General features: G+C 37.7%; 20 protein-coding genes and 1 other RNA gene. 1 reads left to right on the forward strand and 20 read right to left on the reverse strand.

The window, feature by feature from the left end:
• From AB1414_00010 to AB1414_00105, 20 genes are all read right to left on the reverse strand, one after another.
• The coding region (locus AB1414_00010) for a hypothetical protein (protein ID MEW6605819.1) at nucleotides 1–1,009 on the reverse strand (1,009 nt) is incomplete at its 3' end.
• Nucleotides 1,010–1,158: 149 nt separating this feature from the next.
• Nucleotides 1,159–3,036, reverse strand: a complete 1,878-nt coding sequence (locus AB1414_00015; GenBank protein ID MEW6605820.1) for a beta-propeller fold lactonase family protein — start codon at nucleotides 3,034–3,036, stop codon at nucleotides 1,159–1,161.
• A gap of 561 nt (nucleotides 3,037–3,597) precedes the next feature.
• Nucleotides 3,598–4,353: a DUF3782 domain-containing protein gene (locus tag AB1414_00020; GenBank protein ID MEW6605821.1), complete on the reverse strand. Its 756-nt coding sequence runs from the start codon at nucleotides 4,351–4,353 to the stop codon at nucleotides 3,598–3,600.
• 85 nt (nucleotides 4,354–4,438) lie between these two features.
• Complete coding sequence (locus AB1414_00025) at nucleotides 4,439–4,816, reverse strand: hypothetical protein (GenBank protein ID MEW6605822.1); 378 nt, start codon at nucleotides 4,814–4,816, stop codon at nucleotides 4,439–4,441.
• Between the two features lie 91 nt (nucleotides 4,817–4,907).
• Nucleotides 4,908–5,858: a FlgD immunoglobulin-like domain containing protein gene (locus AB1414_00030; GenBank protein MEW6605823.1), complete on the reverse strand. Its 951-nt coding sequence runs from the start codon at nucleotides 5,856–5,858 to the stop codon at nucleotides 4,908–4,910.
• A gap of 337 nt (nucleotides 5,859–6,195) precedes the next feature.
• The gene (locus AB1414_00035) at nucleotides 6,196–6,654 is read right to left on the reverse strand and encodes a hypothetical protein (GenBank protein MEW6605824.1); all 459 of its coding nucleotides are present in this window, start codon (nucleotides 6,652–6,654) and stop codon (nucleotides 6,196–6,198) included.
• 167 nt (nucleotides 6,655–6,821) lie between these two features.
• On the reverse strand, nucleotides 6,822–7,259 hold the full coding sequence (locus tag AB1414_00040) for a hypothetical protein (protein ID MEW6605825.1): 438 nt from the start codon (nucleotides 7,257–7,259) through the stop codon (nucleotides 6,822–6,824).
• A 311-nt stretch (nucleotides 7,260–7,570) separates the two neighbouring features.
• Nucleotides 7,571–9,508, reverse strand: coding sequence for a hypothetical protein (locus tag AB1414_00045; GenBank protein ID MEW6605826.1), 1,938 nt, complete (start codon nucleotides 9,506–9,508; stop codon nucleotides 7,571–7,573).
• A 320-nt stretch (nucleotides 9,509–9,828) separates the two neighbouring features.
• An RNA gene (gene rnpB / locus AB1414_00050) (RNase P RNA component class A) lies at nucleotides 9,829–10,465 on the reverse strand.
• 547 nt (nucleotides 10,466–11,012) lie between these two features.
• Entirely contained in the window at nucleotides 11,013–16,256 is a 5,244-nt protein-coding gene (locus AB1414_00055) for a right-handed parallel beta-helix repeat-containing protein (GenBank protein MEW6605827.1), read from the reverse strand.
• Complete coding sequence (locus AB1414_00060) at nucleotides 16,253–16,453, reverse strand: hypothetical protein (GenBank protein MEW6605828.1); 201 nt, start codon at nucleotides 16,451–16,453, stop codon at nucleotides 16,253–16,255. The genes AB1414_00055 and AB1414_00060 overlap by 4 nt, the downstream gene beginning before the upstream one ends.
• Nucleotides 16,454–16,564: 111 nt before the next feature.
• Nucleotides 16,565–18,244, reverse strand: a complete 1,680-nt coding sequence (locus AB1414_00065; GenBank protein ID MEW6605829.1) for a hypothetical protein — start codon at nucleotides 18,242–18,244, stop codon at nucleotides 16,565–16,567.
• A 337-nt stretch (nucleotides 18,245–18,581) separates the two neighbouring features.
• Nucleotides 18,582–18,971: a GxxExxY protein gene (locus AB1414_00070; GenBank protein ID MEW6605830.1), complete on the reverse strand. Its 390-nt coding sequence runs from the start codon at nucleotides 18,969–18,971 to the stop codon at nucleotides 18,582–18,584.
• 241 nt (nucleotides 18,972–19,212) lie between these two features.
• The gene (locus tag AB1414_00075; GenBank protein MEW6605831.1) at nucleotides 19,213–19,638 is read right to left on the reverse strand and encodes a hypothetical protein; all 426 of its coding nucleotides are present in this window, start codon (nucleotides 19,636–19,638) and stop codon (nucleotides 19,213–19,215) included.
• Nucleotides 19,639–19,657: 19 nt separating this feature from the next.
• Complete coding sequence (locus tag AB1414_00080; GenBank protein MEW6605832.1) at nucleotides 19,658–20,578, reverse strand: PorV/PorQ family protein; 921 nt, start codon at nucleotides 20,576–20,578, stop codon at nucleotides 19,658–19,660.
• A 204-nt stretch (nucleotides 20,579–20,782) separates the two neighbouring features.
• Nucleotides 20,783–21,814, reverse strand: a complete 1,032-nt coding sequence (gene rfbB / locus AB1414_00085; protein ID MEW6605833.1) for a dTDP-glucose 4,6-dehydratase — start codon at nucleotides 21,812–21,814, stop codon at nucleotides 20,783–20,785.
• Between the two features lie 313 nt (nucleotides 21,815–22,127).
• A complete protein-coding gene (locus AB1414_00090) occupies nucleotides 22,128–23,195 on the reverse strand; it encodes a glucose-1-phosphate thymidylyltransferase (GenBank protein MEW6605834.1) in 1,068 nt (355 codons plus the stop codon).
• A 21-nt stretch (nucleotides 23,196–23,216) separates the two neighbouring features.
• Entirely contained in the window at nucleotides 23,217–23,825 is a 609-nt protein-coding gene (gene rdgB / locus AB1414_00095) for an RdgB/HAM1 family non-canonical purine NTP pyrophosphatase (GenBank protein ID MEW6605835.1), read from the reverse strand.
• 425 nt (nucleotides 23,826–24,250) lie between these two features.
• On the reverse strand, nucleotides 24,251–24,967 hold the full coding sequence (rph, locus tag AB1414_00100) for a ribonuclease PH (protein MEW6605836.1): 717 nt from the start codon (nucleotides 24,965–24,967) through the stop codon (nucleotides 24,251–24,253).
• Between the two features lie 58 nt (nucleotides 24,968–25,025).
• On the reverse strand, nucleotides 25,026–25,736 hold the full coding sequence (locus AB1414_00105) for a 7-carboxy-7-deazaguanine synthase QueE (GenBank protein ID MEW6605837.1): 711 nt from the start codon (nucleotides 25,734–25,736) through the stop codon (nucleotides 25,026–25,028).
• Nucleotides 25,737–26,408: 672 nt separating this feature from the next.
• Between AB1414_00105 and AB1414_00110 the strand changes: the two genes are divergently transcribed.
• Nucleotides 26,409–26,571, forward strand: a 163-nt coding sequence (locus tag AB1414_00110) for a sugar kinase (GenBank protein MEW6605838.1), incomplete at its 3' end; no start/stop codon positions are given.

Below are 26,571 nucleotides of genomic sequence, written 5' to 3' on the forward strand. Positions count from 1 at the left end.
CACTACCAAGTTCCTTGAACTCTGTCGGCACATAGTCAACCCCTGCCTTCCTAAAAACAAACTTATCTCCAGGTAATCCTGTCGTCCCTACTCCATCCATCTTGCTGACTGTGATGATTAAATTACCTTGTAATGTAAGTGTCCCTTTATCTGTAAGTGTAGTATTAAGGGCTCCTGTTGTGAAAGTACCAGGTAGATATCCAGTGACCGTAACTGTACCATTGTAATTATCTGGTTTTAACGCAAATTGATATACCCCTGTACTCCCAATTTCACGGAATCCTTTAATTTCATTATCTGTCCCGCCTCCAAATGTAAAATTAGAAGATGTAAGGCCGGTTGTTGCACTACCATCCATTTTTGCAATAGTTATTTGGAAATTATACTCTACTACAGATATTTGACTTGCTTTAGGTACTACAGTATAGGTGCCCATAGTTACAGCCCTAATCCAATATTTATTCGCCTCACCATATACAGTATATGTTCCCCAATTATCTGGAATAGTGAAAGATACAGTACCAATACCTAAAGTTGTAAAATTATGAGTAGTATCTGTAGCGATTGTTAAAGTAGTCCAGGTACCACTACTGCTATTCCAATATTCCCATGTTACAGTACCAGAGTCACCTGCTGTACCAATGTTATATACTATCTTATCAAACATATTATTCATACCTATATAATGAACATCTGTTGTTTCACTACCCAGAGTTACATTACCAGTGCTAGTTGCTGCATTTGTCATATCAGTATAAGAAGTATTTCTATGGTCATACCACCAAACCTTATCTGGATCAACATTTGCTCCTCCTATAACAGCTGCCTTTGCTAATCCTTCAAAACAAAAAACTACTGTCCCTATGACAAATAGAGACAGTAGTCCTTTGATAAGTTTCTGGTCTATAAAAGATATAATTTTGGACACACTTTGAGTATTATCCAATTTCTTGAACCTCGTTATAAATAAATTATTATGCTGGTTTGGTTTACTACTTTCTGTTTCCATCAATACCTTCTCTTTTTTTATTTAGGACACAGATTTTCGCAGATTATCAGGATAATAATAAAATCTTTATCTTAAAATATATTAAAATCCTGAAAATCTGCGTTATTTATCTTGCCTTCCCAAAAAAAATTCGTGTCTATTCGTGGTTCTTATTTCACCTGCACTACAAAGTTTACACTCGCCTCAGTTACCGCTGGTAATGGTGTTGTGCGTGTCCATTTCACCATAGTCGCTGTTGTGCTAAATGTCGATGTCCAGCTACCACCTACATAATACTCAATTATCGTATCTGTCCCTGTGGCTGGCTGGTCTAATGTTGTATTCGCCGGGATATAATCGATTATCACTATGTCTGTCGCGGGTGAACCAGAATTGTTACGGTAAGTGAGTGTGTAGGTAATTGTTCCACCTGGTTTAACCAGTGATTTATCCCGGGACTTGGTAATCGTAATCACCGCGGGCATACCGGGACTGCAGATGGTTACTACTTCGTCTGTACGAGTATCCGGGTCACCCCAATTATCATCTGTGCCTGCACCATTTTGGTCTTTGGCAGTCAATGTAGTTGTAGATTGCTGACCCGTTGTCGCCGTCGCAGGAATTTGAACGGCTAAGAAAAAGTAGTTAAATTCATTCGGAGATAATATCAGCTGGCTAATCGTTGTTGTCTCTGTCCCCTGATGTATCCTATCCTGATTATCGTCCTTGATGATGGTTGCTGTCCAAGAATTACTCGGGGTTAGAGTAATCGTATCTGTCCCATTACCTCTATTGCGAATCCAATAGGTGTAATACACTGTGGTATTGTAAGTACCGGATTTATCTGCTGGTTGGGATAGAAACGATAGACCATAGACCTGCTCTATAGTAGTAGCTACCTGATTACAGGTAATCGTTCCATGCTCATCCGCCGAGGTATAGACAAGTATCACATCACCTGGAGTATCCGCTTCGTTTAATATCCCTGTATCTGTCCCATTGATAATCTGAATATTGATTAATGTTGGTAGTGTTGGTGTTATCGCTATTTGATTAGGATTAGAACCAACTGGAATAGTTTTTATTACTAAATTTGTCTGTGTATCTATCACTGAAACATTATTTGAACCACTGTTAGCCACATAGGTATATTTACCATCTGGTGTTATCGCTACCCCATTAGGAGTAGGCCCAACTGGAATAGGACTTCCTATTACTAAATTTTTCATCGTATCTATTACTGATACATTATTCGACTCTCCCACAGAGTGAGATACATAGACATATTTACCATCCGGTGTTATCGCTATTCCACGGAGTCCATAATCGACTGTAATACTAGTTCTTACAACATTTGTAATCGAGTCTACCACTGAAACATCACTTGTATTAAAGTTAGCCACATATACATAGTTTCCATCCGGTGATATCACTACTCCATTAGGATGAGAACCGACTGAAATGGTGTATATCACTTGTCTTGTAGTCGTATCTATCACTGAAACATTATTGAGACCATCGTTAGTCACATAGGCATATCTACCATTTGGTGTAATGGCTATTCTATGAGGATAAGAATTAACTGGAATAGAGATAGGATCTCCTACCACTGCATTTGTCTGCGTATCTATCACGGAAACATTTTGTGAACTATTGTTAACTACATAGGCATATTTGCCATCCGGTGTTACCGCTACTCCAGTAGGACCAGAACCAACGGGAATAGAACTACCTATGACTGAATTTGTCTGCGTATCTATCACGGAAACAGTATTTGACCCCGTGTTAGTCACATAGGCATATCTACCATCCGGGGTTATCGCTACTCCCCCAGGAGAAGAACCAACTGGAATTGTAGCTATTACTTCATTTGTACTCGTATCTATAACTGAAACAGTATTTGCACCTGAGTTAGCCACATAGGCATACGGGTATGCGTCTATTTTTGAGGGAATTAGAATCTGTGCGGTCCAAATCGCACCAGCCATCACCACACTGATTATCATTTTGCCCTTATCACTTATCATTTTACATTTTACATTTTGCATTTTATTTTTTTACCGCCTTTCGCTTTTTGGTAGGTTCTCGGATAAAATTGAGGGTTGCTTTTATTGAGCTTCACACACCTTGAATTTTTCCTTCACCCCCAAAATTTCCCGAGCTGTGCAATTAGAAATAAAAGGATAATATTTTGGGGACGCTGTCCCCAAGCCGCTGCTGGGGGTTTTGGGGAACGCGTTCCCCCACTGGAGTCTGGGGCAAAGCCCCAGAACATCTTCCTTAATTTTCTACCTCCACAGGTCGAATTTTCCTCCCCATTTTTGCCGATATATTAGATAGAAATAACAAACAAAACCAGGGAGATGGTAACCATATTACCAATATATAATCATAACCAACTAAAACCTGGCGTGGTCCTGAACTTGATTCAGGACAGGCAAGGTTCAGAATAGATCAAGAATCGAAAATCTATTTATCACACCTCTATATTTTCTCGAGGAGGCTTCCTTCTATTCTGCATCCTCTCTCTTAAGAATTCCAAATTCCAGTGTTTTCAGAAACTTTTCATTTTAAGTTGAACGCTACTTAATCATTCCATCTTCCAATCTTTATCCTTCCTTTATTTCATCATAAGTTATAAGCTGGATGCCCAATTTCTTACAGGCATCTTTACCTTCATCCCGCATATTTACACAGACAAATACTGGTTTTGGCTTCTTGCTTGTTTTAGCCTCATATAGTTTTGCTTTACGGGAAAGTGTGGTTACATCACCAGAACCAGCAGAAGAACTTATCTCAACCAGATAATCCTCTCCATCCTTTATCAAAAGGTCAATCTGAACCTCTTGAGGATAGCCAAATACATACCCTTTCTCATCCTCTATCTTTAGTTCCCTGATCTCAGTTATCTTAAGATTTTTAAGGAGAAGCTCTTTTAATGTATTTCTTAAGGTTTTCTCAGTAAATATGCCCCATCTTGCTCCTACTGTGTCTATTTTTATGGATACATCCTGGATTACTTGACGGGTCTCTTTTCTAAACTCATGCATCTCCTTCATAAACGCCTCAAACCTTCTCTCTGAGTCCTCAAATCTTCTGTTGGTTTCCTCCCTCATCTGTTTCATCTCAGCAATCATTGCTTCAAATCTTTTATTTGTTTCTTCCCTTTGCTCCTCAAATCTTTTATTTGTTTCTTCCCTTGAAAGCCTTATTTCTTCAAGTACCCTGTTTATTTCATCCTTCCTGACCAATGCCTCGCTTAAAACAATAGCAACCTCTTTTCTAAATTGATCATCCCGCCTTAAAAGTATAGGAAGTAACTTTAAGATATGCGATTCTTCTTCCTTTATTAATGAAACAGGCATAATGATAGGCCTCCTTAATTTATCGGATTCTTTTTTTAAGATATCACAAAGCATCCTGGATGCTCTGTTGAAAACAATTTTTTGCTTATCTTATCTTCAATTGTAAAGTAACAGTCCCCACACCTCCTACTTCAACAGCACTACCCATTACCCACTTAATCTTAGTTATTGGCAAACTCGAAGAGGTGCCAAAATTATTACTGTTATCATGGCAATAATAAATAGTTGTATTAGTGCCTCTAGCCTCCTGGAAAATGGTATTTATTGGAATTACATCTATGATACTTACCTCATTTAAGGTATATGGAGCAAGGTTTTGATAGGTAATGTTATAGTTTAGTATATCACCAGGCTTGGCAGAAGGCGTATTAACCCACTTTCTCAAAACTACCTGCTGGGCAGATACAGAGATTGGTAAAATAAAGATAGCTATGATAAAACTAATAATTAACCTCCATTTCATTATACTGGTAACTCCTTTTTGAAACGTGTCCGGTATCCGTTGTCCGTGGTCCGTAAAGGGATACGTTAAACGGACACGCTTCACGACCTTATTACTTTATAATCCCAATCTTACCTGATATTTTATAGCCCTCTTCAGTTGTAATCACATAGATATAAATTCCACTTGCTACCTTTTCACCATCTTCATTTTTCCCATCCCATGTAGGTCTACCACTATCTACAGGTGTCACTTCAATCGTTTTTACCAATTCTCCAGCAACAGTAAATATTCTAATGGTAGCAGAATCTGTTATATCGGCAAATGTCATCCTATTATGTATTGCCGGTTTAAATGGATTAGGATAAACATAGACTTTGGATAAATCCTTACCAAAAGGAATTCCTCTTATGAGATAGACAGAAAAATGCCTCACCTCTGCAGAAAGAGTATTGGCTAAAATATCAATCACTCCTCCTGGCACCTCTACCCACTTATTATCCTGCAAGACATACATTTTTAAAGAACTTTCCCCTATTGTTGTTCCATCTACTATGCCATCCTGATTGACATCAGGATAAGGAATAGTAATAGTAAGTTGTTTCTTAAAATCTTGTGTAATTGTTCCCTCTTCCTCATAGGCTAAAAAGACTCGCACTGTAGAATCTATTTTCTTATAAATATGGTCGCCATCATCCGCCAGTTCAATTTTTAATCCCTTAATTTGTTCCTCAAATAACTGAGGGGTATTAATTGGATCTATGATAGAGATATAGGTAGTAGTGACAAAGGCATCTTCCGGAACCTCTATCTTCGTCTTTTTATCCTCCCCTACGATTACCTGAGGAGTAGAGGTAGCGACAACTGGTGTTAAAATTAGTGTCTCTACCATATTAGAGCACACAAAGCGATTTACCCCATCATTATAAAAGATAATTACATCTCCAAGCAAATCAACTTCACCAAAATTACCCTCATCTCCTCCATTACGAATGATCTCTGAAAAGGATAGGTGAGGTAAAAAAAACATAAGTATCAGGAAGACAATCAATTGGTAATTCATTGGCTTAACTTCCTTAAATTCACTTTGCAAATTCTATTAGTCTGTCCTAACTCATCACCCCCCTGTTACCTTAAACCCATACTTTAGCTCTTTTAATTCCATCAGAACCTGACTTAACAATTCATAATCAAATGATAATTTTTGACTCTATAAAAGATATAATTTTGGACACACCTTGAGTATTATCCAATTTCTTGAACCTCGTTATAAATAAATTATGCTGGTTTGGTTTACTACTTTCTGTATCCATCAATACCTTTCTCTTTTATAATATCCGCAGATTTCACAGATTATAGTTTCTTCATCCGATATCTGCGTCCTCAAAAAGCAAAAATATTTACATAACTCCTGCATATCTTAAGCTTTCAGCCAATCTTGGTTCTCTTAAAGCGAATTCTTTAAGTGCCCGACTAATCTTCTCTTCTTTCTCCTCTAATTCATTCATCTTTTTCACCGCAGGCGAGATTGCCGTTCTTCTATCCCAAATGATAAAACCTACCAATGTAAAAATTCCGGCTAACATAACATATAAAAGACTTCTCACATCATCTATCCGCTTATTGACATCATCTATCCGTTTATTCACATCATCTATCCGCTTATTTACATATCCGAATTCTTTTTGCATTTCTTCCCTGAGGGCTTGAACTTCTTCTTTAACTATCTTCCGTATTTCTTCTATGTCCTGTTTAGTCAAATCTGCATATACACCACTACTGGAAAAAATTACTATCCCCATGACAAATAGTGTCAATAGTCCTTTGATAATTTTTTGGTCTATATGGCCTTTACCCAATTTGCTGGTCCTCGTTATAAATAAATTATGCTGGTTTGGTTTACTACTTTCGGTATTCATCAGAACCTTTCTCTTTTTTTATATCCGCAGATTTCACAGATTTTTAGTTTTTTAAAATCATAGGTTAAAATCTTGCGTTTATCCGCTTCCTCAAAAAGCAAAAATATTTACATAACTCCTGCATATCTTAAGCTTTCAGCCAATCTTGGTTCTCTTAAAGCGAATTCTTTAAGTGCCCGACTAATCTTCTCTTCTTTCTCCTCTAATTCATTTATCTTCTTCACCGCAGGCGAGATTGCCGTTCTTCTATCCCAAATGATAAAACCTACCAATGTAAAAATTCCGGCTAACATAACATATAAAAGATTTCTCACATCATCTATCCGCTTATTGACATCATCTATCCGTTTATTTACATATCCGAATTCTTTTTGCATTTCTTCCCTGAGGGCTTGAACTTCTTCTTTAACTATCTTCCGTATTTCTTCTATGTCCTGTTTAGTCAAATCTGCATATACAGCACTACTGGAAAAAATTACTATCCCCATGACAAATAGAGTCAATAGTCCTTTGATAATTTTTTGGTCTATATGGCCTTTACCCAATTTGCTGGTCCTCGTTATAAATAAATTATACTGGTTTGGTCTACTACTTTCTGTTTCCATCAGTACCTTCTCTTTTTTTATTTAGGACGCGAGATTCTTGCGCAGATTATCAGGATAATATTAAAATCCTGCTTAAAATCTTGCGTTTATCGGCGTCCTCAAAAAGCAAAATAGTGATGATTAAAAGATTAAACCATCACTATCTTTTTGGCAAAAAGAAAGAAATATTAATAATTTCATTTAAAACTATTTTTGGCTGTCTTGTTTTCAGGAATTTTACAAAATACATTGATTTCTCATCCTTTCCTTATTTATTTAGTTTCTTCGGATTCCTGTCCACTTTCTTCAATCTTTATTTCTTCCTTTTTCTCTTCTACAACCATAAAACTAACAGTCTGAACACTCCATGTATGGAAGCCAATTACCCTTACTCTTACTTCTCCCGGGGCTTTAGTATTTACGGTAAAATTAGTCAAAAATCTGCCATTTTCATCAGCGGTTGCTTTGGCTATTTCAGTACTTCTTCCAAAATCTACTCGAACTGATTCATTTGCCCCATAGCCATTTCCTTCTATCTGGACTACGGTTCCATAGTGTCCTGATGTAGGAGAAATCAACACTTTTTCTTTTATGCTCAAGGTATCACTTTTTTGTGCATTAGAACTTTTGCCTGTAACTGTATATGTCTTTTTACCACCAACTTGTGGTTCAATCTTAAACGAAATACTGAAATTCCCCTCTAAATCTGTGTTACCACTTGCCACATCTTTTGCCTTATCCACATCAATTTGCACTAATTCATTAACATCAAATCCATCACCCTGTATTTCTACCACATTCCCAACTGATGGAGAGGCATTTGGTGATATAAGTTTTATTCTTGGTTGAACAAGGAAATCTTCTTTTAAAACTTCACCATCAGTCAAACTTACCACCTTAACAATAGCCTTACCTCCGGGATGAGTTGGGATTTTGAAACCCGCATCAAAATTACCCTGACGAACATCACTCGTGACTATGGCACTTGTCATCACCTTACCAAAGTCAATTTTAATCGGTTCATTAGCAGGAAAACCTTCACCATGAATATGAATATTGCTCTCAACTTCCCCACTGGTTGGATTTATTTGTATGGTTGGTAATGTTGTAAATGCATCGGTAAAACTTATCTGGCGGCTATTAATTCCTACAACAGCTAACCGTCTTGTAACCTTACCTGGTTGAGGACTAACTCTTATCTCAGCCTCAACCATACCATCACAATTAGATTCCGTTCTTCCTGCGGCTAAAGTCCGGCCTAAATCAATCCGAATTGGTTCTGAAGAACCAAATCCTGTAGCAACTACCGTGATAAGACTTCCCACAATTCCTCTGGTAGGTGTAACTAACTCAATATTAGGCGTAATCACAAATCCCCTTTCATCTTTCTCACCAGTTAAAAGTCCCGTGACACTAATATCTTTCCTGCCCTGAAATTGGGTATTAACCGTAAATATAAAAGAGAACTTCCCATTGCTGGTAGATGTAGTGCGAATAATACTTTCCGTCTTACCAAAATCAACTCGAATTGGCTCGTTGTTTCCATAACCTGCGCCTTCCACAGTAACTACTGTGCCCACACAACCATTAGTTGGATTAACAGATTGGATTCCGCCTTGCAAAACATATTGAGTGGTATTGCTTTCTTTTGAAACCGTGCCACTGACAACAATTTTCTTTGTCCCGGCTGGTTGTTCATCAGATGTAAAAACGATACCAAATCCTCCCTGGCCATCGGCTAAAATAGACTTCATCTCTTTATTTTCTCCAAAACTTATAGATATTTCCTCTCCTGAGCCATAGCCATCTCCCTCAATCGTAATAAATTCACCTACCTTACCACAAGTAGGTGTCATTAAACTAATTCTACTCTTTACGGCTATTGTGCCTCTATCTAAGGCATAAGAAATGAATCCAACAACGACAAATTTATTCTCTCCAGCAGGATGCCTACCCAGTTGAAATGATGTTGAAAAACTACCTTCACCATTACATTGTGTTTGAACCGCACCAAACTGTCCAGGCAAATCAATTCTCACCGTCTCTGAAGGAGTATAACCTTCACCTTCAACAGTAATCATTATCCCTACAGTTCCTGATGTCGGATTGACTAAAGTTATCTTCCCTGCCTCTGCGGTAGTGCCCACTCCAATAATTATTCCCAGACATAAATAAACTAATCTCACTATTCTTTTTTTATTTATACACATATCTTTTCTCTAACCCTCCCTTGATAATTAAAATTTTTTGCTTTTTTGTTTAAAATTGTGATATTTCTTTGACAGTAAAAAAATAAAGAAGGATACTTTAATAGTTACCCTCCTTTATCTTAATAATACCCAGTTTTGTTGATTCATCCAAATGATGTAGAGCATCAGAAATCAGTTGGGACTTCCTTTGCCCTGGCTCATTTTAAAAGAAGTTTCGCCTTAATGTAAGGCTTTTCATTATGGTGAGTTTTAGAAATATCTGTTGTATTTTACCATAATAGTATAAATCTGTCAAGCAAAAAATTTATTTTTTTAAAAAAAAATATGGCAGGTCATAAGCCGAATTCTGTAACTATATGATACTCATATAGTTTGGTAATCATTTCTCTACGAAAAAAATTTATCTTTTTTTTCTTTAGCGACCTACCCGAAAAAAAGGTGGTATTTTTACCACTTTTAAGTAATAAATACCAAACTGTTAGCAGGCGACTAACAAGGCTAAAAAATCCTCTTTTTTCCCTATTTGGTCTTGCACCAGGTGGGGTTTACCGAGCTAAGGAAGTTACCTTCCTTACTGGTGTGCTCTTACCACACCTTTTCACCCTTACCAGAATTAGTGGTCAGTAGTCAGTAGATAGTAGTCAGTAGATAGTAATTAGTATTTAAGGTTATTAAGGTTACCACTAATTCTTCGGCGGTATATTTTCTGTGGCACTTTCCGTAGGTTTTTACAACCCCCTGGGGATTACCCAGCACCCTGCCTTCTGGTGTTCGGACTTTCCTCTTCTGTTTATTGGTAATTGGTTAAATGGTAACTGGTTAAATAATTACCCGTTACCACTCACCAATTACCAATTTTTAGATGCTGGATTCTAAGAGATATAACTCACCATATTTTTTAGCTCCTTGATACCCCGAATCCAGCATCTTTATAGAAGCGATCACCTGACCTACCTCTTATATTATACCATAAATTTGGGGAAAAGTCAATGGGGAAATGGGGAGAGGGGGAGACGGAGAAACGGAGAATAGGAGAAACGCTCATGAGTCTGCGACTCACAAAGGACGATGAAAATGTAGTTTTGTAAGTCAAGCAATTACAATAACTTACGGACATTTTCAGGAGAACGCTCATGCCCACAGGAAGTGGGCACAAAGGAAGATGAAAATGGGTTTGATGGTTTGATGGTTCAGGTGAAATCAGGCTGAAGCCTGCGGCTACCAGCCTTCCCGAACCCCGAACCCCCGAGTCCCGAGTCCCGATTTTCAGGAGAAACCGGGCATGAGCCTGCGACTCACAAACGAGGATGAAAATTTTTGGAGTGCGGTGGCTTGCCACCGCTTTGGAGGTAAGCCAAAAGTGGCTTTGGCAAAGTAAAGCAAGCCAAAGCGAAAGCAAGCTTTCGCACTCCATATACTATTTTCAGGAGAAAGAAGAATCAAAAAATATTCTCCCTTTCCCCCATTCTCCGTTTCCCCGTTTCTCCCCTATCTGTCCTCTGTCTTACTTAATTACACCAATCTTACCCTTCTTGACCGGGCTGGCTTTGTCATTGAGAAGGAATATGTAGATACCTGAAGCAACTTCATTTTTATCTTTATTCTTCAAATCCCAGATAATCTCATTCTGATTTTTTACCTCTCCTTCATAGACTAATTCAGCGGCAATATTGAATATCTTCAAATTAACGGTTCTGTTATTTGGAATTTTAGTAAAGTGAACTGTATCGCCTTTATGTGCAGGATTGGGATAGACAATCACTGACTCTAAATTCTCATATAGCGTCGGCACGGTAATAGTTACCTCATCATCTACAACATCAGGGATTATAATCTCATTCTCCTGTTCCTCATTTATCCTCTGTTCAACAAATACTGTCTTGCGATTGTCGTCTTCATTATAGTCAAATTCAATCTTAGAATATCCACCACCTTTGATTACCTTAAATGGAATAGTTGCAAATAACCCACTATCTTGCCCGGTGTTAGGACTCCATAACAAAAGGGTATAATCAATCAACCCTTGTGTATTATCCACATTAGATATCACTACCTTCTTATCTTCTTGACAGAACTTGCCTTGGCTAACAGTAATAACCTGTAATATCTCAGGATTAAATCCTAAGTGCATCTCACCTCCAAAGTAGTTTTTGGCATCATTGATGAACACCTTAAGATTGATAATATCGCCAACTCTGAGGTCGTTTATATCTACATCATCCACCCCTTCAATCTCAAATGATAGAGTAATCTTTTCCCCGGTCATCCTTTTTTCCTTCATTGCCGCCATAGCAGGACTTCTCATTCTCCCTGCCTGGGTTCCACCATAGTTATAGTAATAGACCGGGAAATCCTCCACATTAACATAAGTATCGTGGTCAAAATCTGCTTCTCTATAGATTGTCCACCAGTCGGGGTTTCCTTGTGCCTCATATTTACCAAAGGCATTAACAAAGTAAGGCCAATCTAAAGAATTCACCAAACCATCATTAGTTATATCTCCTGCTAATAATGTTTTTGTGCCAATGTCCGTAGTATCATTAATTTGTGTTGGGTTAATGCAGGTACCAGTCACCGTTAATGGTGAAGCACCATAGGTATCAAAATATAAGGTATATGTGCCAACATTGATGTTATTAAGGATAAAGTAACCTTGAGGATTAGTCGTAGTGCTCGTCCCCAGTTCGGTAATTGTTACAGTAACTCCTTGTGTGCCAAGGAGGGTTGAAGTGCCCTGGTCAAGCAGACAAAAGCCTGCAATATTCCCAAATCGACGCAAGGAATGGGCAGTAAATATAACTGGTGAACCCGCTAATCCGGTTGATGTAGCATTAACAGTATATGTTCCTGGTGGTTCTGTGCCTAAGGTAAGCCAGCCTTCAGCCCTGCCAGCAGAAGTAGTTACAGTCTGGCTCGGGAAGATTGAGTCCCCTGATGCACCAGATGGAACAGAAATAATCATCCAGCCTACTGGCACATCCGGACAGGGATTACTATAGGTATCAATTGCCTTAACCACGAATGGATTGGGTAAGGTTGTGGTGCAGGTTCCAATCTGATTATCACCAGAAACTTTGACCAGTTGTGTGGGCGTGCCAGGGGTAATAATTACCGAGGTAGTGGCAATCGCACCAAGGTATGTTGCGGTAATAGTGTATGTGCCGATGAAGCATGGGAAGTAGATATTTTGGGTAAATGAACCGCCACCAGAGCTAGTGAATGTCGTTGACCCAGTCACAGTTATCGTTGCCTCTCCACAGACCGCATAACAATTATACACTGTTGGCACCCCTGCACGCACAGCCGCATTCCTCGGTTCCAGATAAAGAGAACCAATGACCTGATAATTACCGCTCTCTTTCCGACAAGGTATCTCGTGAACATCTACATCTATCAATATGGTATTGCGGTTATGCTGAGTATCCGAATCAAACACTACCGTTGAACTCCCACTTGCCTTTGCACGGAACTTGACGGTGCAAAGTGTTCCTGAACCTGTAACTGAATTTGTTGCTATCCCAACAGCATAATCTATCGTTCCAGTCCCATTCTCAAATTTCTTTATCATCACCAGAGGATTAGGGATAAATGTTCCCGTCCCCATCTCTACTACCTCAAGAATAGCAGGATTAAAACTAAGATATGTCCCGGCAGTAATCAAACGATTGACATTTATTACCTCGATATTAACGGTAAATTCCTGACCTATGGCGACATTCTGAGATGCCGGGATAATCCTTAACATGGTTCTTGAGAAAATGTTAAAGCTTGTCATGGCACAAATCGCCAGTCTATCGTCAAACGCAATTATAGTTGTTGTTCCCTGTGGCTGAGTATTTACCGTGAAGACACATTGGAAGACGCCCATGAGATTTGTAGATGTGTAGGCAATTGTCCGTGTTGTGCCAAAGGCAATCCGGATACAACTACTTGCCCCAAAACCATTACCTATTACCGTAACCATAGAACCTATAGTGCCAGAAGTAGGGGTAACAAAGATTATATTTGGTAGGATAGTGAATCTCTCAAAAACTCTCTCTTGAGTGCTCAACCCCATAACACTAATGGTGGTATTTCCGAAAGGTTGGGTATCGACAATAAAGGAAGTGTTAAAATTACCATTACCAGTTGTGGAGGCAGTTGTAAGCGAGACTACGCTTCCAAAACTTATCATTATCATTTCTGTTGCCCCAAATCCATTCCCTATGACGGTGACACTTGAACCTACAGTGCCTGCAATCGGACTTATGAGAACAATACTTCCCCTGATAAAAAAGAAGTTCATAGATTGTAGTCCTGTTGTTAATCCATAACAGCCAATACTGGTAGTGCCGTAAGGCTGCATATTTACAGTAAAGGCGGTAGTAAAAGTGCCAGAGGCATTAGAGGTAACAGAACAAATAGCAAGAGTATGGCCAAAATCAACTCGGACCAACTCATTAGCCCCGAAGCCATTACCTCTGACGGTGACTACAGTTCCTACTATCCCTTGCACAGGACTGACTAAAATGATACTTGAGTAGATACGGAAGGAAGCCATGGCCCTACATTGTGAGTTCAAACCTGTAGCCACAATGGTAGTCCATCCGTAAGGCTGAGTATTTATGGTAAATGTGGTCATAAAATTCCCTTCCGCATAAGTAGAGATTAACTGAATTGTCCGTGTTGTGCCAAAGTCAATTCGGACTGATTCATTACCCCCATAACCATTCCCGGCGATAGTTACCAGACTCCCTATTGTGCCTATGTTAGGAGTGAGGAAAATCTTCGGGAAAATAAAGAATACCGATGTCACTCTCCATCCTGAGTTCAAACCTGTAGCCGCAATGGTAGTACTCCCATAAGCCTGGATATTAACGGTAAATGTAGTAACAAAACTTCCGCTGGCATCAGCCATAGTCATTTGAATAGTTCGTGTAGTCCCAAAACTGATATGGATACCTTCCGTCGCCCCAAAGCCATTACCTCTAACCATGACAAAACTGCCTACTGTCCCTGTCCGGGGAGAAACAAAAATTATAGATGGCAGGATACGGAATGTTGTATTAGCCATTGCCCCTGAATTTACCCCGGTAGCCCTGATTGTAGTTGTGCCGTAAGGCTGGGTATCAATGGTAAATGTAGTCGCAAAGGTTCCTTCAACAGTAGCAGGGATGGATGTAATCATCAGTGTAGTCCCAAAGTCGATACGGACAACTTCATTTCCCCCAAAGCCATTACCCCAGACAGTAACCATAGTTCCTACTGTGCCGAATGCAGGAATAACCTGAATTATTTTTGGCTGGATACAAAATACCGCATCTGCCGACCTGCCGGAACCTAACCCCACCGCCCTTACTGTCTTGGTGCCATAAGGCTGGATATTAACCGTAAAAGTAATATTAAATTGACCTGAACCATCAGTAGAGGCAGTGGTAATAGAAGGGGTATTTCCAAAATGTATCATGACACATTCAGATGCACCAAACCCTGCTCCTGATACTGTAACCAAACTACCTACAGTTCCTTGAGATGGGATAACTATGATATATGTTGAAGTCGGTGTGCCTTGAAACTCATAGGCGCCCATATCTACAGTGCGAACAATCCGAGGATGGCCATCTTTGTCGGTTGTCAGCCAGGCTGGGACAGCGGTGTTTGAACCTACATCTATGCAAGGAGAGCTTGCTTGCAGATGATAATCCCCACCGCCAACAAACTGCGGGTCAGCAGCAATGTTGCCTTCTCCTGCATAACCGCTCTGGATATCAGAGTAGGTGATGTTTATAGAGCTGGAATCTAAATAGATTTCATCTGGAGTATCACCCCATAGGATACTGTTGACAACTGTCGGCGAGGAGGAGGAGCAAAAAATCCCGCCGCCCTGCCCACTAGCTGAATTTCCACTGATGCTACAGTTGGCAATTGTCGGCGAGGAGGAGAACTCGCAAAAAATCCCGCCACCCCAACCAGCTGAATTTCCACTGATGCTACAGTTGGTAATTGCCGGCGAGGAGGACCAGCAAAAAATCCCGCCGCCATCCTCAGCTGAATTTCCACTGATGCTACAGTTGGTAATTGCCGGCGAGGAGGAGGAGACGCAAAAAATCCCGCCGCCGACCCCACCAGCTGAATTTCCACTGATGCTACAGTTGGTAATTGCCGGCGAGGAGGAGTCGCAAAAGATCCCGCCGCCGTATCCACCACTAGCTGAATTTCCACTGATGCTACAGTTGGTAATTGTCGGCGAGGAGGAGTTGCAATAAATCCCGCCGCCGTCCCGACTAGCTGAATTTCCACTGATGGTGCAGTTGGTAATTGTCGGCGAGGAGGAGGAGTTGCAATAAATCCCGCCGCCGTCCCCACTAGCTGAATTTCCACTGATGCTACAGTTGCTAATTGTCGGCGAGGAGGAGTTGCTGCAATAAATCCCGCCGCCATAGGTAGCTCGTCCGTTCTGTATTGTGAACCCACTCAGAACCGAGTTAGTTCCCTCGCCAGAATTAAAGGTTACCACACTACCACTGGCATTGCCGTTAATTATGGTAGTGGTCGTGCCATGGACAGATTGGACGGTGATACCTTTGCCCAGAAAATTAATGTTCTCAATGTATGTCCCATTATTTACTAACACCGTATCTCCATTTGTCGCCGCATTAATTGCAGACTGAATGGTTGTATAACTCCCCGGGACATACAAATCCGCGGCATTTGCCCCCTGTGTTAAAAAAACTACCCCTAATACCATCAACCCTAAAATTTTTTTCATTTTTTTATTCCTCCTTTTATTTTCTTTTTAAGTCTTATGCAAAATGCATAAGTTTTTGATAAAAAATAACTTATACTTAATATTTTTCTTGACTTTTCCTCCATCTTCTGATATAAACTTATTGAAAATAAAAACCTTATATTAAAAAACTGACTATACTCTATCTTTTCAACAATTCCCTTTCCCTCCAAATTCATTTCAAACCTCTATTTTACCTTTACGACTGTATCTTTTTGCCCTCTCCCTTCATAATTGTCCTCAATTTCCCTCCCAAATTTCTTATTTTGCAGAAGGTTAACCCACCAGTTTTACACCACTGGTACAATTCCGAATTTCTCTCCTGGTTTTATTGGACTTTTCTTAGATAAAAACAAGGGAAGAAAACTCTCCTCATTAATTTTAACTGCTACCAGGTCATATTCTTCATATAATCTTCTATTTTCTAACAAAGCCCTATCTCCTGGGATAGCGCCAGTTATAAATTGATAATACTTCACCACTTTTTCCCTTTCGATATTTCCTGGCAATAATTCACTTGCTCCAATAATAATCAAATCTGGCTTTTTAGAGATAACATAATCACTATCAAACTTCAGGTGACCAATTGCACCAGAACCCACTTTGGTTTGACTTTTTGCAATATGTTTATCATTCAACCCTAACATATCAATAGCCTTAAAACGAGTATAATAAGGAATTATACCTGCTGGATTAAGAGCAATAGAGGTAGAAGAAGGAAATCTTTTGACAAACCAATCACTTATTAGCACTCTGTTCTTTTCTATTTTCGTGTATTCCGTAACTAAACTTTTTGCCTGAGAACCTGTAGGTGTGGAGGTAATACTATGATATAATGAATAGACCAATATCCCAACAATGAGAAAAGAAAAAATATGTTTATTATAGGCAAAGACTAATCTCGTTTCTAAAACATCTTTTAGTTCTTTAAAAGATTCTCCTATCAAAAGAGCAAATAGAGGTAGTAAAGGAACTAAAAATCTAAAGCAAGGAAAACTATCTCCCCCTATCCATAAGATATAAATACAAAATGGGATTATCAAGGTAATTATATAAGTAAACCATAGTTTTTTGAAATTAAAAAATGTTACCAAAAGAAAGAAAAGAAGCAAGAAAAGATTAAAATTAGTTTTCAGAAATTCAAAGAGATAAAATTTGCCCGCATCATATAGAGCGAGGTTAGAAGGAGCCTTGGCATAAAAGGTATTTGGGAAAATATCACCATAATAAGAGATTTTAAAAGCAAGGTAAGGAAGAAAGATAACCAAAAATCCTCCCATGAAAAGGAAAATATCTCTCCAATATCTTTTCATTCTTCCTGTTAATCCAGATAACACCTTATGTCCAAAGGTAAGAAGGGCTAATAATATACCTTCCGGTCTGGTCAAAGAAGTAAGGGCAAATAAGCATCCAGAATAGATGTTATTCTTAAGTTTGTCTTGTTTAAGGTAAAAGAGGACTCCTGCAGTAATTAAAAAGCCAAAGAGATGGGTTTCAAGTCCTCCTGTAGCCCATAAGACATAACCAGAACTACATATTAGAAAGAGGGACGGAATAAGAGCATAAAAATTGTATCCACTTATTATTCTGGCAATCCTAAAGGTAAGCATTACCGTAGCGCTGCTAAGAATAATTCCTGATATTTTAGATATCAAAATAGGTTCCAAACCTACTTTCATAAATCCACTTAAGATTATTACCCATAGGAAATTACTATAACCTTCCACCCTTTCACCCATGTTATAAACTAATCCTTTTCCATGAATAAAGTTATCTGCATATCTAAAAGAGATATAAGCATCATCAATTAAGTGGACAAAATTAAATGAAGCGATATGCCACCATAAAAATATCAATATACCTACGATACCTCCCCATAATAGATAGGGAAGGTTCTTGTTAAAATCAATTTGTTTTAGGAAACTATATTGTTGATTTGTATTCTTTTTGTATTTTTTCTTTTTAGCCATTGATATTTCCTTTAGTTAGTAAACTGATAGAAATTTGATAATATGTAAAGACAATGGGAGAAACTTCATTGACACTAATTTTTCATATGGGACGCAGCTGAACGCACATTTTGCGGATTAAATGGATTTCTTCTTGTAAGCGGATTAAACGGATTAAGCGGAAAAAAATAAATAAATCCTTAGTGTCCTGACCTAATTAACAACGAGGAGTAGAGGATATTTTATAAGTGTAGCTCTATTTAGCCAATTGAACCCGAAGAGCACGAATAACCAACTAACACCATTAAAAAAAATCCGCTCAATCCGCTAAATCCGCTTACTATTAAAAATCTGCTTACTAAACTTGCACATAAGGGCTTACTAATCTTTTGATAAACAACTTATCTGAGCCAAAATTTACCAACAACCCTATCTTTACCTGTGAAGCTTTTAAATAACTCAATAACTGAGCCTCAAATCGAGGGTGTAACTCTGCAACTGCCTTAATCTCTAAAATTACTTTCCCCTCTACTATCAAGTCTAAACGATATTCATCTATTATCTTATCTCGATAAATTATCTGAATAGGATGTTCTGTTAAAACTGATAATCCTTTAATATTTAATTCTTCTATTACAGCCTTTTTATAAGTTTCTTCTCTAAAACCAGGGCCAAGTTTATTATAAACTTCCATTAAACAGCTTCTAATTGCATAAGTTAAATCTCCGTAGATTAAATCATTTTTCATATTTTTGTTACACGGATTAAACGGATTTCTTTTGTAAGCGGATTGAGCGGATTGAGCTGATTTCTTTCTTGTAAGCGGATTGAGCGGATTGAGCTGATTTCTTTCTTGTAAGCGGATTGAGCGGATTGAGCTGATTAAGCGGATTTTTTTTATTCCTTTTTCCGCTAAATCTGCTAAATCCGCTTACACTAAACAATCTGCTCAATCCGCTTACTAAAAGAAATCCGCTTACTAAAGCAAACTACAAAATTCCAACTTCTCTTAAAACCGCGGCTAATTTAGGTTGTTGAATAGCATACTCCTTGAGCGCCTTTTCTATCCTTTCTTCTCTTTCCTCAAGTTCCTTTGTCTTTTTAACCGCAGGGGCAAGGGCTGTTCTTCTATCCCAGAGAACAAAGCCTGCTAAAGCAAACATACCTGCTAAAATGACATAAAGTAAATCTTTCAAATCATCTATCCGCTTATTCGTATCATCTATTCGCTTATTTATACTATTCTCAAGACCATCTATTCGTTGATTTACCTGACCAATCTCTCTTTGAATCTCCTCTTTTACAATCTTTCTTATCTCCTCTATGTCTTGTTTGGTTAAGTCAGCATAAGCAGAAGATAGCCCCATCATCCCCCAAACTATCCCTAAAACTACTAAACTAACGATTTTCTTCATTGAGTTAGATATCCTCCCCTTAAAACCTCGTCATTAGCGACACGCGGTGGGTTTTATCCAATTCATCGTAATCACAGAAGGCATAATCTATCTCCAGACCTGGATTAGCTAATTTAAATCCTGCACCATAGGTTAAACTTGAGGATTTTAGTGCATCTTTAGTCAAGGTTTTATAACCTGCTCGAAGTGCCACTATCTCCTTAATCCAATATTCTGCACCAAGATTGAAGTTGGTATCATTATCTGATGGGAAATTGACATCCAGCCCTAAGGTTAACGCATTATCCAGTAATTTATATGCACCACCAACCTTAATATTCAATGGCAGTGCATCTTTCTCACTGATAAATGCCTTTAGTTTAGGACCAAGATTTTGAATGGTTGCTCCAATGGTAAGATTTTCTACAGTAGGTTTGTATAAACAACCGATATCTAAAGCGATACCGGTAGATTTTTCATTATCTATCTTCATCTGAATATATTTTATACTCGCACCTAAATTACAATTTGCAGTCATTTTTTTGGCATAAGCAAAGGTCAAAGCAATATCCTTAGCGTCATATTCACCTATCTTCCCAGTTCCGTCTATTGTTCTATCAATACTGCCTGAATCTAATAGTGTCAAACCACCACCCATAATCCCACCCATAATTTGTTGAGGATGGATGTAGGCAAGATAATTGTAAGTAATTTCTTCTAACCAATCGGCATACATAAAAGTAGCCTGCCTGTTTTGGATATTAGCCAGACCGGCAGGATTCCAGTAGATGGCATTGATATCATCTGCAATAGCGACAAAGGTTTCACCCATCGCGATTGGTCTTGCCCCCTGGCTCAATTTCAAAAATACCGCCCCTTTTTCTCCCGGTGTTTTTGACAGACAATAATCCGCTGAAAAAACCGTAACTCCTATGACTATTAAACTTATTATCCTTTTCATTTTTTCTCCCTCCTTTTGCCTTTGGATAAAGATATATAAGGCTTAAACTTGTTTATATTATAACACATTTTTTTCGACTTGTCAATACCTTTTTTACATTTCTTTTTGTCTTGCTCCTGAAAAAATACTTTATTAGCCACTGAAAAAACCTGAATTAGTGAATTAGGAGATTAGCCATCCCTAATTCTCTAATTCTCTAATTCTCTAACTTCTCTCCCCATACCATTTTTTCGTAAATTCTTGATATTCTTTGCTTTTTTCCTTTATTTTTCGCCACCAGGATTCATTGTTAATATACCAATCTATGGTTTGTTTTATGCCTTTCTGGAAACTAACCGTTGGATGCCAACCAAATACTTTTTTTATCTTACTGGTATTAACGGCATGACGCATAACATGACCGGGGCGGTCTGTGACAAATTGCATCAAAGATTCATTTTTTCCTACGATTTGTAAAATTGTCTTACCTATTTGTAAAATGTTAAACTCCTCCCCACCTCCAATATTAAATACTTCACCATCCTGACCTGCGGTATGAAGTAATAAATCTAACGCTTCACAATGGTCAAGCACATATATCCAATCACGAGTATTTATACCAGTTCCATAAACAGGCAATGGTTTATTTTCTAATGCATTGGAAATGAATAAAGGGATGAGTTTTTCGGGGTATTGATATGGACCATAATTGTTGCTACAACGAGAGATGACAACCGGAAGTTTATAGTTTGTGTAATAAGAATATGCTAATCTATCAGCCCCGGCTTTACTTGCCGCATAAGGAGATTTAGGCATTAAAGGGTCTGTTTCTAATGAAGGTCTATCCTCTCCGTCAGGGGATTTTGCTTCACCATAAACCTCGTCTGTAGAAATATGTAAAAATCTTTTAATATTATGCTTTTTAGCAGATTCAAGCAATATATATGTCCCATAAACATTTGTCTGAATAAAAGTTCCTGCCTCTAAGATAGACCTGTCAACATGGGTTTCAGCGGCAAAATGGACAACGGCATCAGTATCCTTCATTAAACTATCCACTATCTCTTTATCACAAATATTGCCATGATGGAAAGCAAACTTTGGATTTTGAAATATATCCTGTTCAAAATTATCCAGATTCCCCGCATAAGTCAGAGCATCTAAAACCGTTACTTGATAATCAGAATACTTTTTCAGGATATACTTAACAAAGTTACTCCCAATAAATCCTGCTCCACCTGTAATTAATAATCGCATTTTTTTAAGACCTCCATTTTTAAAGGTTAGTGGTAACTATTCACCGCAGAGACGCGGAGACACAGAGAAAAAATTAAAATCTATTGGCTATACGCTTAATTCCATCTCTTAAAACAGAAACATTAAAATTGATCAATTCAATTGCTGCACCAATAATTTTTTCTGTTATCTGATTTATTTCCATGTTTTCTCTGTTCCTCTGCGTCTCTGCGGTGAATAGTTACAGGTTAGCGGACAGATATCAGAGGACAAAGGTCAGGTAAACTTTAATATCTCTCCACTGTCTTCTGTCTTCTGTCTTCTGTCTTCTGAATTATACTATTCCTACCTTACTTCCATCACCAAGCATAAAGCGATAGGCTTTAGGTTTATGCTGGGATTTAATAATTTCTACATCCTTGCCAACCAGTGTATCTTCAATCCTTACCCCTATATCCGAAATAGAGGTATTCTCTAAAATAATGCTATGTTCAATTTCGCTATTCCTGATATTAACATTATAATAGATAGAAGTAAATGGACCAACATAAGAATTAATAATCTTAGTTCCTTGTCCAATTATGACCGGTCCTCGAATAGTAGAATTTATCACTTGAGCCTGTTCTTCAATTACTACCTTACCCTCAATATTAGAATTATTGTCAACAAATCCCTCTATTTTATGTTGTAAAGTTTCAAGGATAATCCGATTTGCCTCTAACATATCCTCTAATTTGCCCGTATCTTTCCACCAACCGGTGATGATATGAGGTTGGACATCAAAATTTTGCTCAACCAGATATTGAATTGCATCGGTTATTTCAAGTTCATTGCGCCAGGAAGGTTTTATTGAATTTACAGCATTAAAGATATTCGAATCAAATAAATAAACTCCAACTAAGGCTAAATTACTTTTGGGCTGTTTTGGTTTTTCGACCAATCTTTTTATTTTTCCATTTTCATCAAGTTCAGCCACACCAAATTGCTCAGGATGTTCCACATTAGCTAATAAAATAAGGGCATTAGGGGATTTAGATTTGAATTCCTCGACAAATTGAGTTACACCATCTTTGACTAAATTATCTCCGAGATACATAACAAAAGGTTCATCCTTTATAAAATCCTGGCTTATTTTCACCGCATGGGCTAAACCTAATGGTGCCTCCTGTTCAATATAGGTAATCTTTACTCCCCATTTAGTTCCATCCTGACAGGCAGATTTAATCTCTTCTTTAGTGTCTCCAACAATTATTCCAATATCAGTAATTTGTGCAGATTTTAAAGCCTCTATGCCATAAAATAGGACAGGTTTATTGGCGACAGGAATAAGTTGTTTAGCCGAGGTATGGGTAATAGGTCGCAATCTTGTTCCTGCGCCGCCACTTAGAATCAATCCTTTCATTTTCAATTCTCCTTTACTTTTTTATTTTTGTTTTACCTTTTGTATTATTTCTAACAATATCTCTTTTGCCTTTAAAAAAGCAATGAAACGATGACTGATTTTATTTTTTATCTCACTCCCTAATTCTCCAAAGGTTTTGTTAAATCCATCCGGAATAAATATTGGGTCGTAACCAAATCCATAATTTCCTTTTGAAACTAAACTTATACCTCCTTCACATTCTCCAGATACAGTCATTATCTTTTCCTTAGATATAGATATTGCTACCACACATTTAAATCTTGCCCTTCTTTGTGAAATAGGAACTCCTTTTAATAACTCTAATAACAGTTGATTCCTTTCTGCATCTGAGAGTTTTTCTCCTCCAAACCGTGCAGATTTAAGACCCGGGGCACCACCTAAATAATCTACTTCTAATCCTGAATCATCAGATAAGGTTATTTTCCCGGTTAATTCAAAAATACACCTTGCCTTTTTCACCGCATTTTCTTCAAATGTATTTCCATCTTCAATAATATCTGGCAAAGTAAAAAAATCACTTAAAGATAAAATTTTAATCTCTAAATCTTCTAAAATCTTTTTTATTTCTGCTATTTTACCCTGATTCTTAGAGGCAATTACTATTTCCATAATAATAGTTATCCGTAAACTATGGTCACAGTTCACTGGTCAGTCTTCACTATTTACTATCTCTCTATCTGAACTTTTGCGTTTTTTTAGGTGGTGTCTGAAACAAGCTAAAGTTTAGCCATATGTGTTTAGCGAACCTATATCTTTCTCTAACGCTGAAAGCGTTGAACTTTACATAACCGTAGATGCAATCTACGGAAGAGACATATCCGCACTCCGCCGACCCTGAAAGGGTCGAATTTTATCCCTCGTTTAAAATTCAACCCTTTCAGGGTTGAGAGACATCAGATGTCCATTTCCGTAGGTTTCACCTACGGTTATGTAAAATTCAAACCTTTCAGGTTTGTATCCAATGCATAACTACGCTAAACACATACCTTTAGTCTGTTTCAGAGACTACCCAATTCTCTAAAAAACGCAAAAGTTTAGCTCTCTATAACTTGTTTCTGAATACTTATCAATTCATTAATTCCTTTTTTGGCTAAATCAATCAAAGTATTCAGGTCTTCAAGAGAAAACGGGTTACCTTCGGCAGTGCCCTGTATTTCAATAATCTTTCCTTTTCCGGTCATAGCCAGATTAACATCTACCTGAGCAGATGAATCCTCTTCATAGGTTAAATCTAACAAAGTTTGACCTTGAACAATACCAACGCTTGTTGCGGCAACAAAATCCATTATGGGGGATGTTTTAATCTTGTTTGACTCTTGTAATTCTTTAAATAATTCCACCATAGCGACAAAGGCACCAGTTATAGATGCCGTCCGAGTTCCGCCATCAGCCTGAATAACATCACAATCAATGTGAATGGTTCTTTCTCCAAAATTATTCAAATTGACAACTGCTCGTAGGCACCTACCTATTATTCGTTGAATCTCATGGGTTCTCCCACCTATTTTCCCTCGCGAGGATTCCCTCTCAGTTCGAGTCAGGGTAGAAAAAGGCAACATAGAATATTCAGCGTGTATCCAGCCCTGATTTGTTCCTTTTAAAAAAATAGGCACTCTATCTTCAATTGTTGCGGCACAAATCACCTTTGTATTACCCACTTCGATTAAAACTGAACCTCGAAGATGTTTAAGATAATGTGGTGTAATAATTACTGAACGCATTTGATTTTCTTCTCTTCCATCTTTACGCATCATTTCCTCTCCTTTTGTTTGGTAACGGGTAATTATCTACCAATTACCCGTTATCAGTTTATTTCCAGCCTGCTAATTTATGCACCTGCGGAATAATTCTAACTATACTTAATTTTTTATTCGCCTCTGCCTGATATTGAAGTAATTCCTGTAATGATAAATTATTATCCAATGGTTGAAGCACTAATGGGATATTACTACTTATTTCTTTTACCAAAAAAATAGCCCTCCTAAACTCATCCATCACCATTTGAGCACCTGAAATTATTTTTACAAAAACCTCTTTTTTATTAGCTATTCTTAAAAATTTTTCGTGTTCTTTCCAGAATGGTTTTAGCCCGGTCAAAGAAGGTAATTTAATATCCATAGCAATTATATCAATAAGATTAATAACCTGCTCTAATAGGTGAGGTAATGTTCCATTGGTTTCAAGATATATTTGTGTTTTATACCCTTTTTTTATTTCACTTATCAGGAGTTTTAAAGAATCAATTTGAATTAATGGTTCTCCGCCGGTTAAACAAATCATTGAATAATTTAGAATATCTTGTTTTATTAATTCAATTAAGGTAGAATTTGCCACAGGATTAGAAATCCTATTTTTTTTACCTTGACTTATTATTTCGCATTCCTGAGGTATGAGCAAAGATTGTGTAGTATCACAGAACTGGCATCTTAAATTACAACCTGCAACTCTAATGAAAACTTGCGGTTGTCCAATGTATATACCTTCTCCCTGTATGCTGGTAAAAACCTCAACTAAATTCATTTTACTTTTTTAAAATTGTAATACAAATAATGTTTCGTTTTGCGATTTGTAGCAAGATTTTAAAGGGTTCATTTTTATCACTCCCCCTAATTTCCTCTGGAAATCAGGTTTTTTGTCCCCAATTTCTAATTTCAAACCGCAGATAGCTTAACACATAAAATCCAACATTAAATCAACCGTAACCGTTCAGGGTGTAACGAAGGGGAAATGGAGAAATTAGGGAAAAAGTATTCTTATTTTAGTAAGAAAATCATATTATTTGAACTTTTGCGTTTTTTTTAGGTGTAAGAAAGGGGAAATGGAGAAAATTGGGGAAAGGGGAAAAAGAATTTCATGTATAACTAACTATATTTCTTATACTTAGAGAAAAATACTTCTTTTTCCTTTTCCCCCCTTTCCCGTTTCCCCTTATTTACACAAGACATTGAAATACAAAGTGTTAGCAAAAAACGCAAAAGTTTAGTCATATTATTTAGAATGTCATTGACAACTGATGAAATCTTCTGCTATCTAATTCTCCTACCCCTCTCCTTTCTCCCCATTTCCCCTTCTCTCCTTATGGACACCTGAACGCTTACAATCAACCTGTCTTTAATCATATCATAATCACCTATTTTTGTCAATAAAAAATATGTTGACAAAATTCATTTATTAGAATATAATTTTTAAACTATGAGTGTATTAGTTGTAGGAACTTTAGCCTTAGATTCAGTAAAAACACCTTTTGGCGAAGTAAAGAATGCCCTTGGAGGCTCAGCGGTATATTTTTCATTAGCCGCAAGTATTTTCACTCAAGTGAAATTAGTCGGGGTTGTTGGAATGGATTTCCCGGATG

The organism is bacterium, assembly GCA_040755795.1.
Lineage (GTDB): Bacteria > UBA9089 > CG2-30-40-21 > CG2-30-40-21 > SBAY01 > JBFLXS01.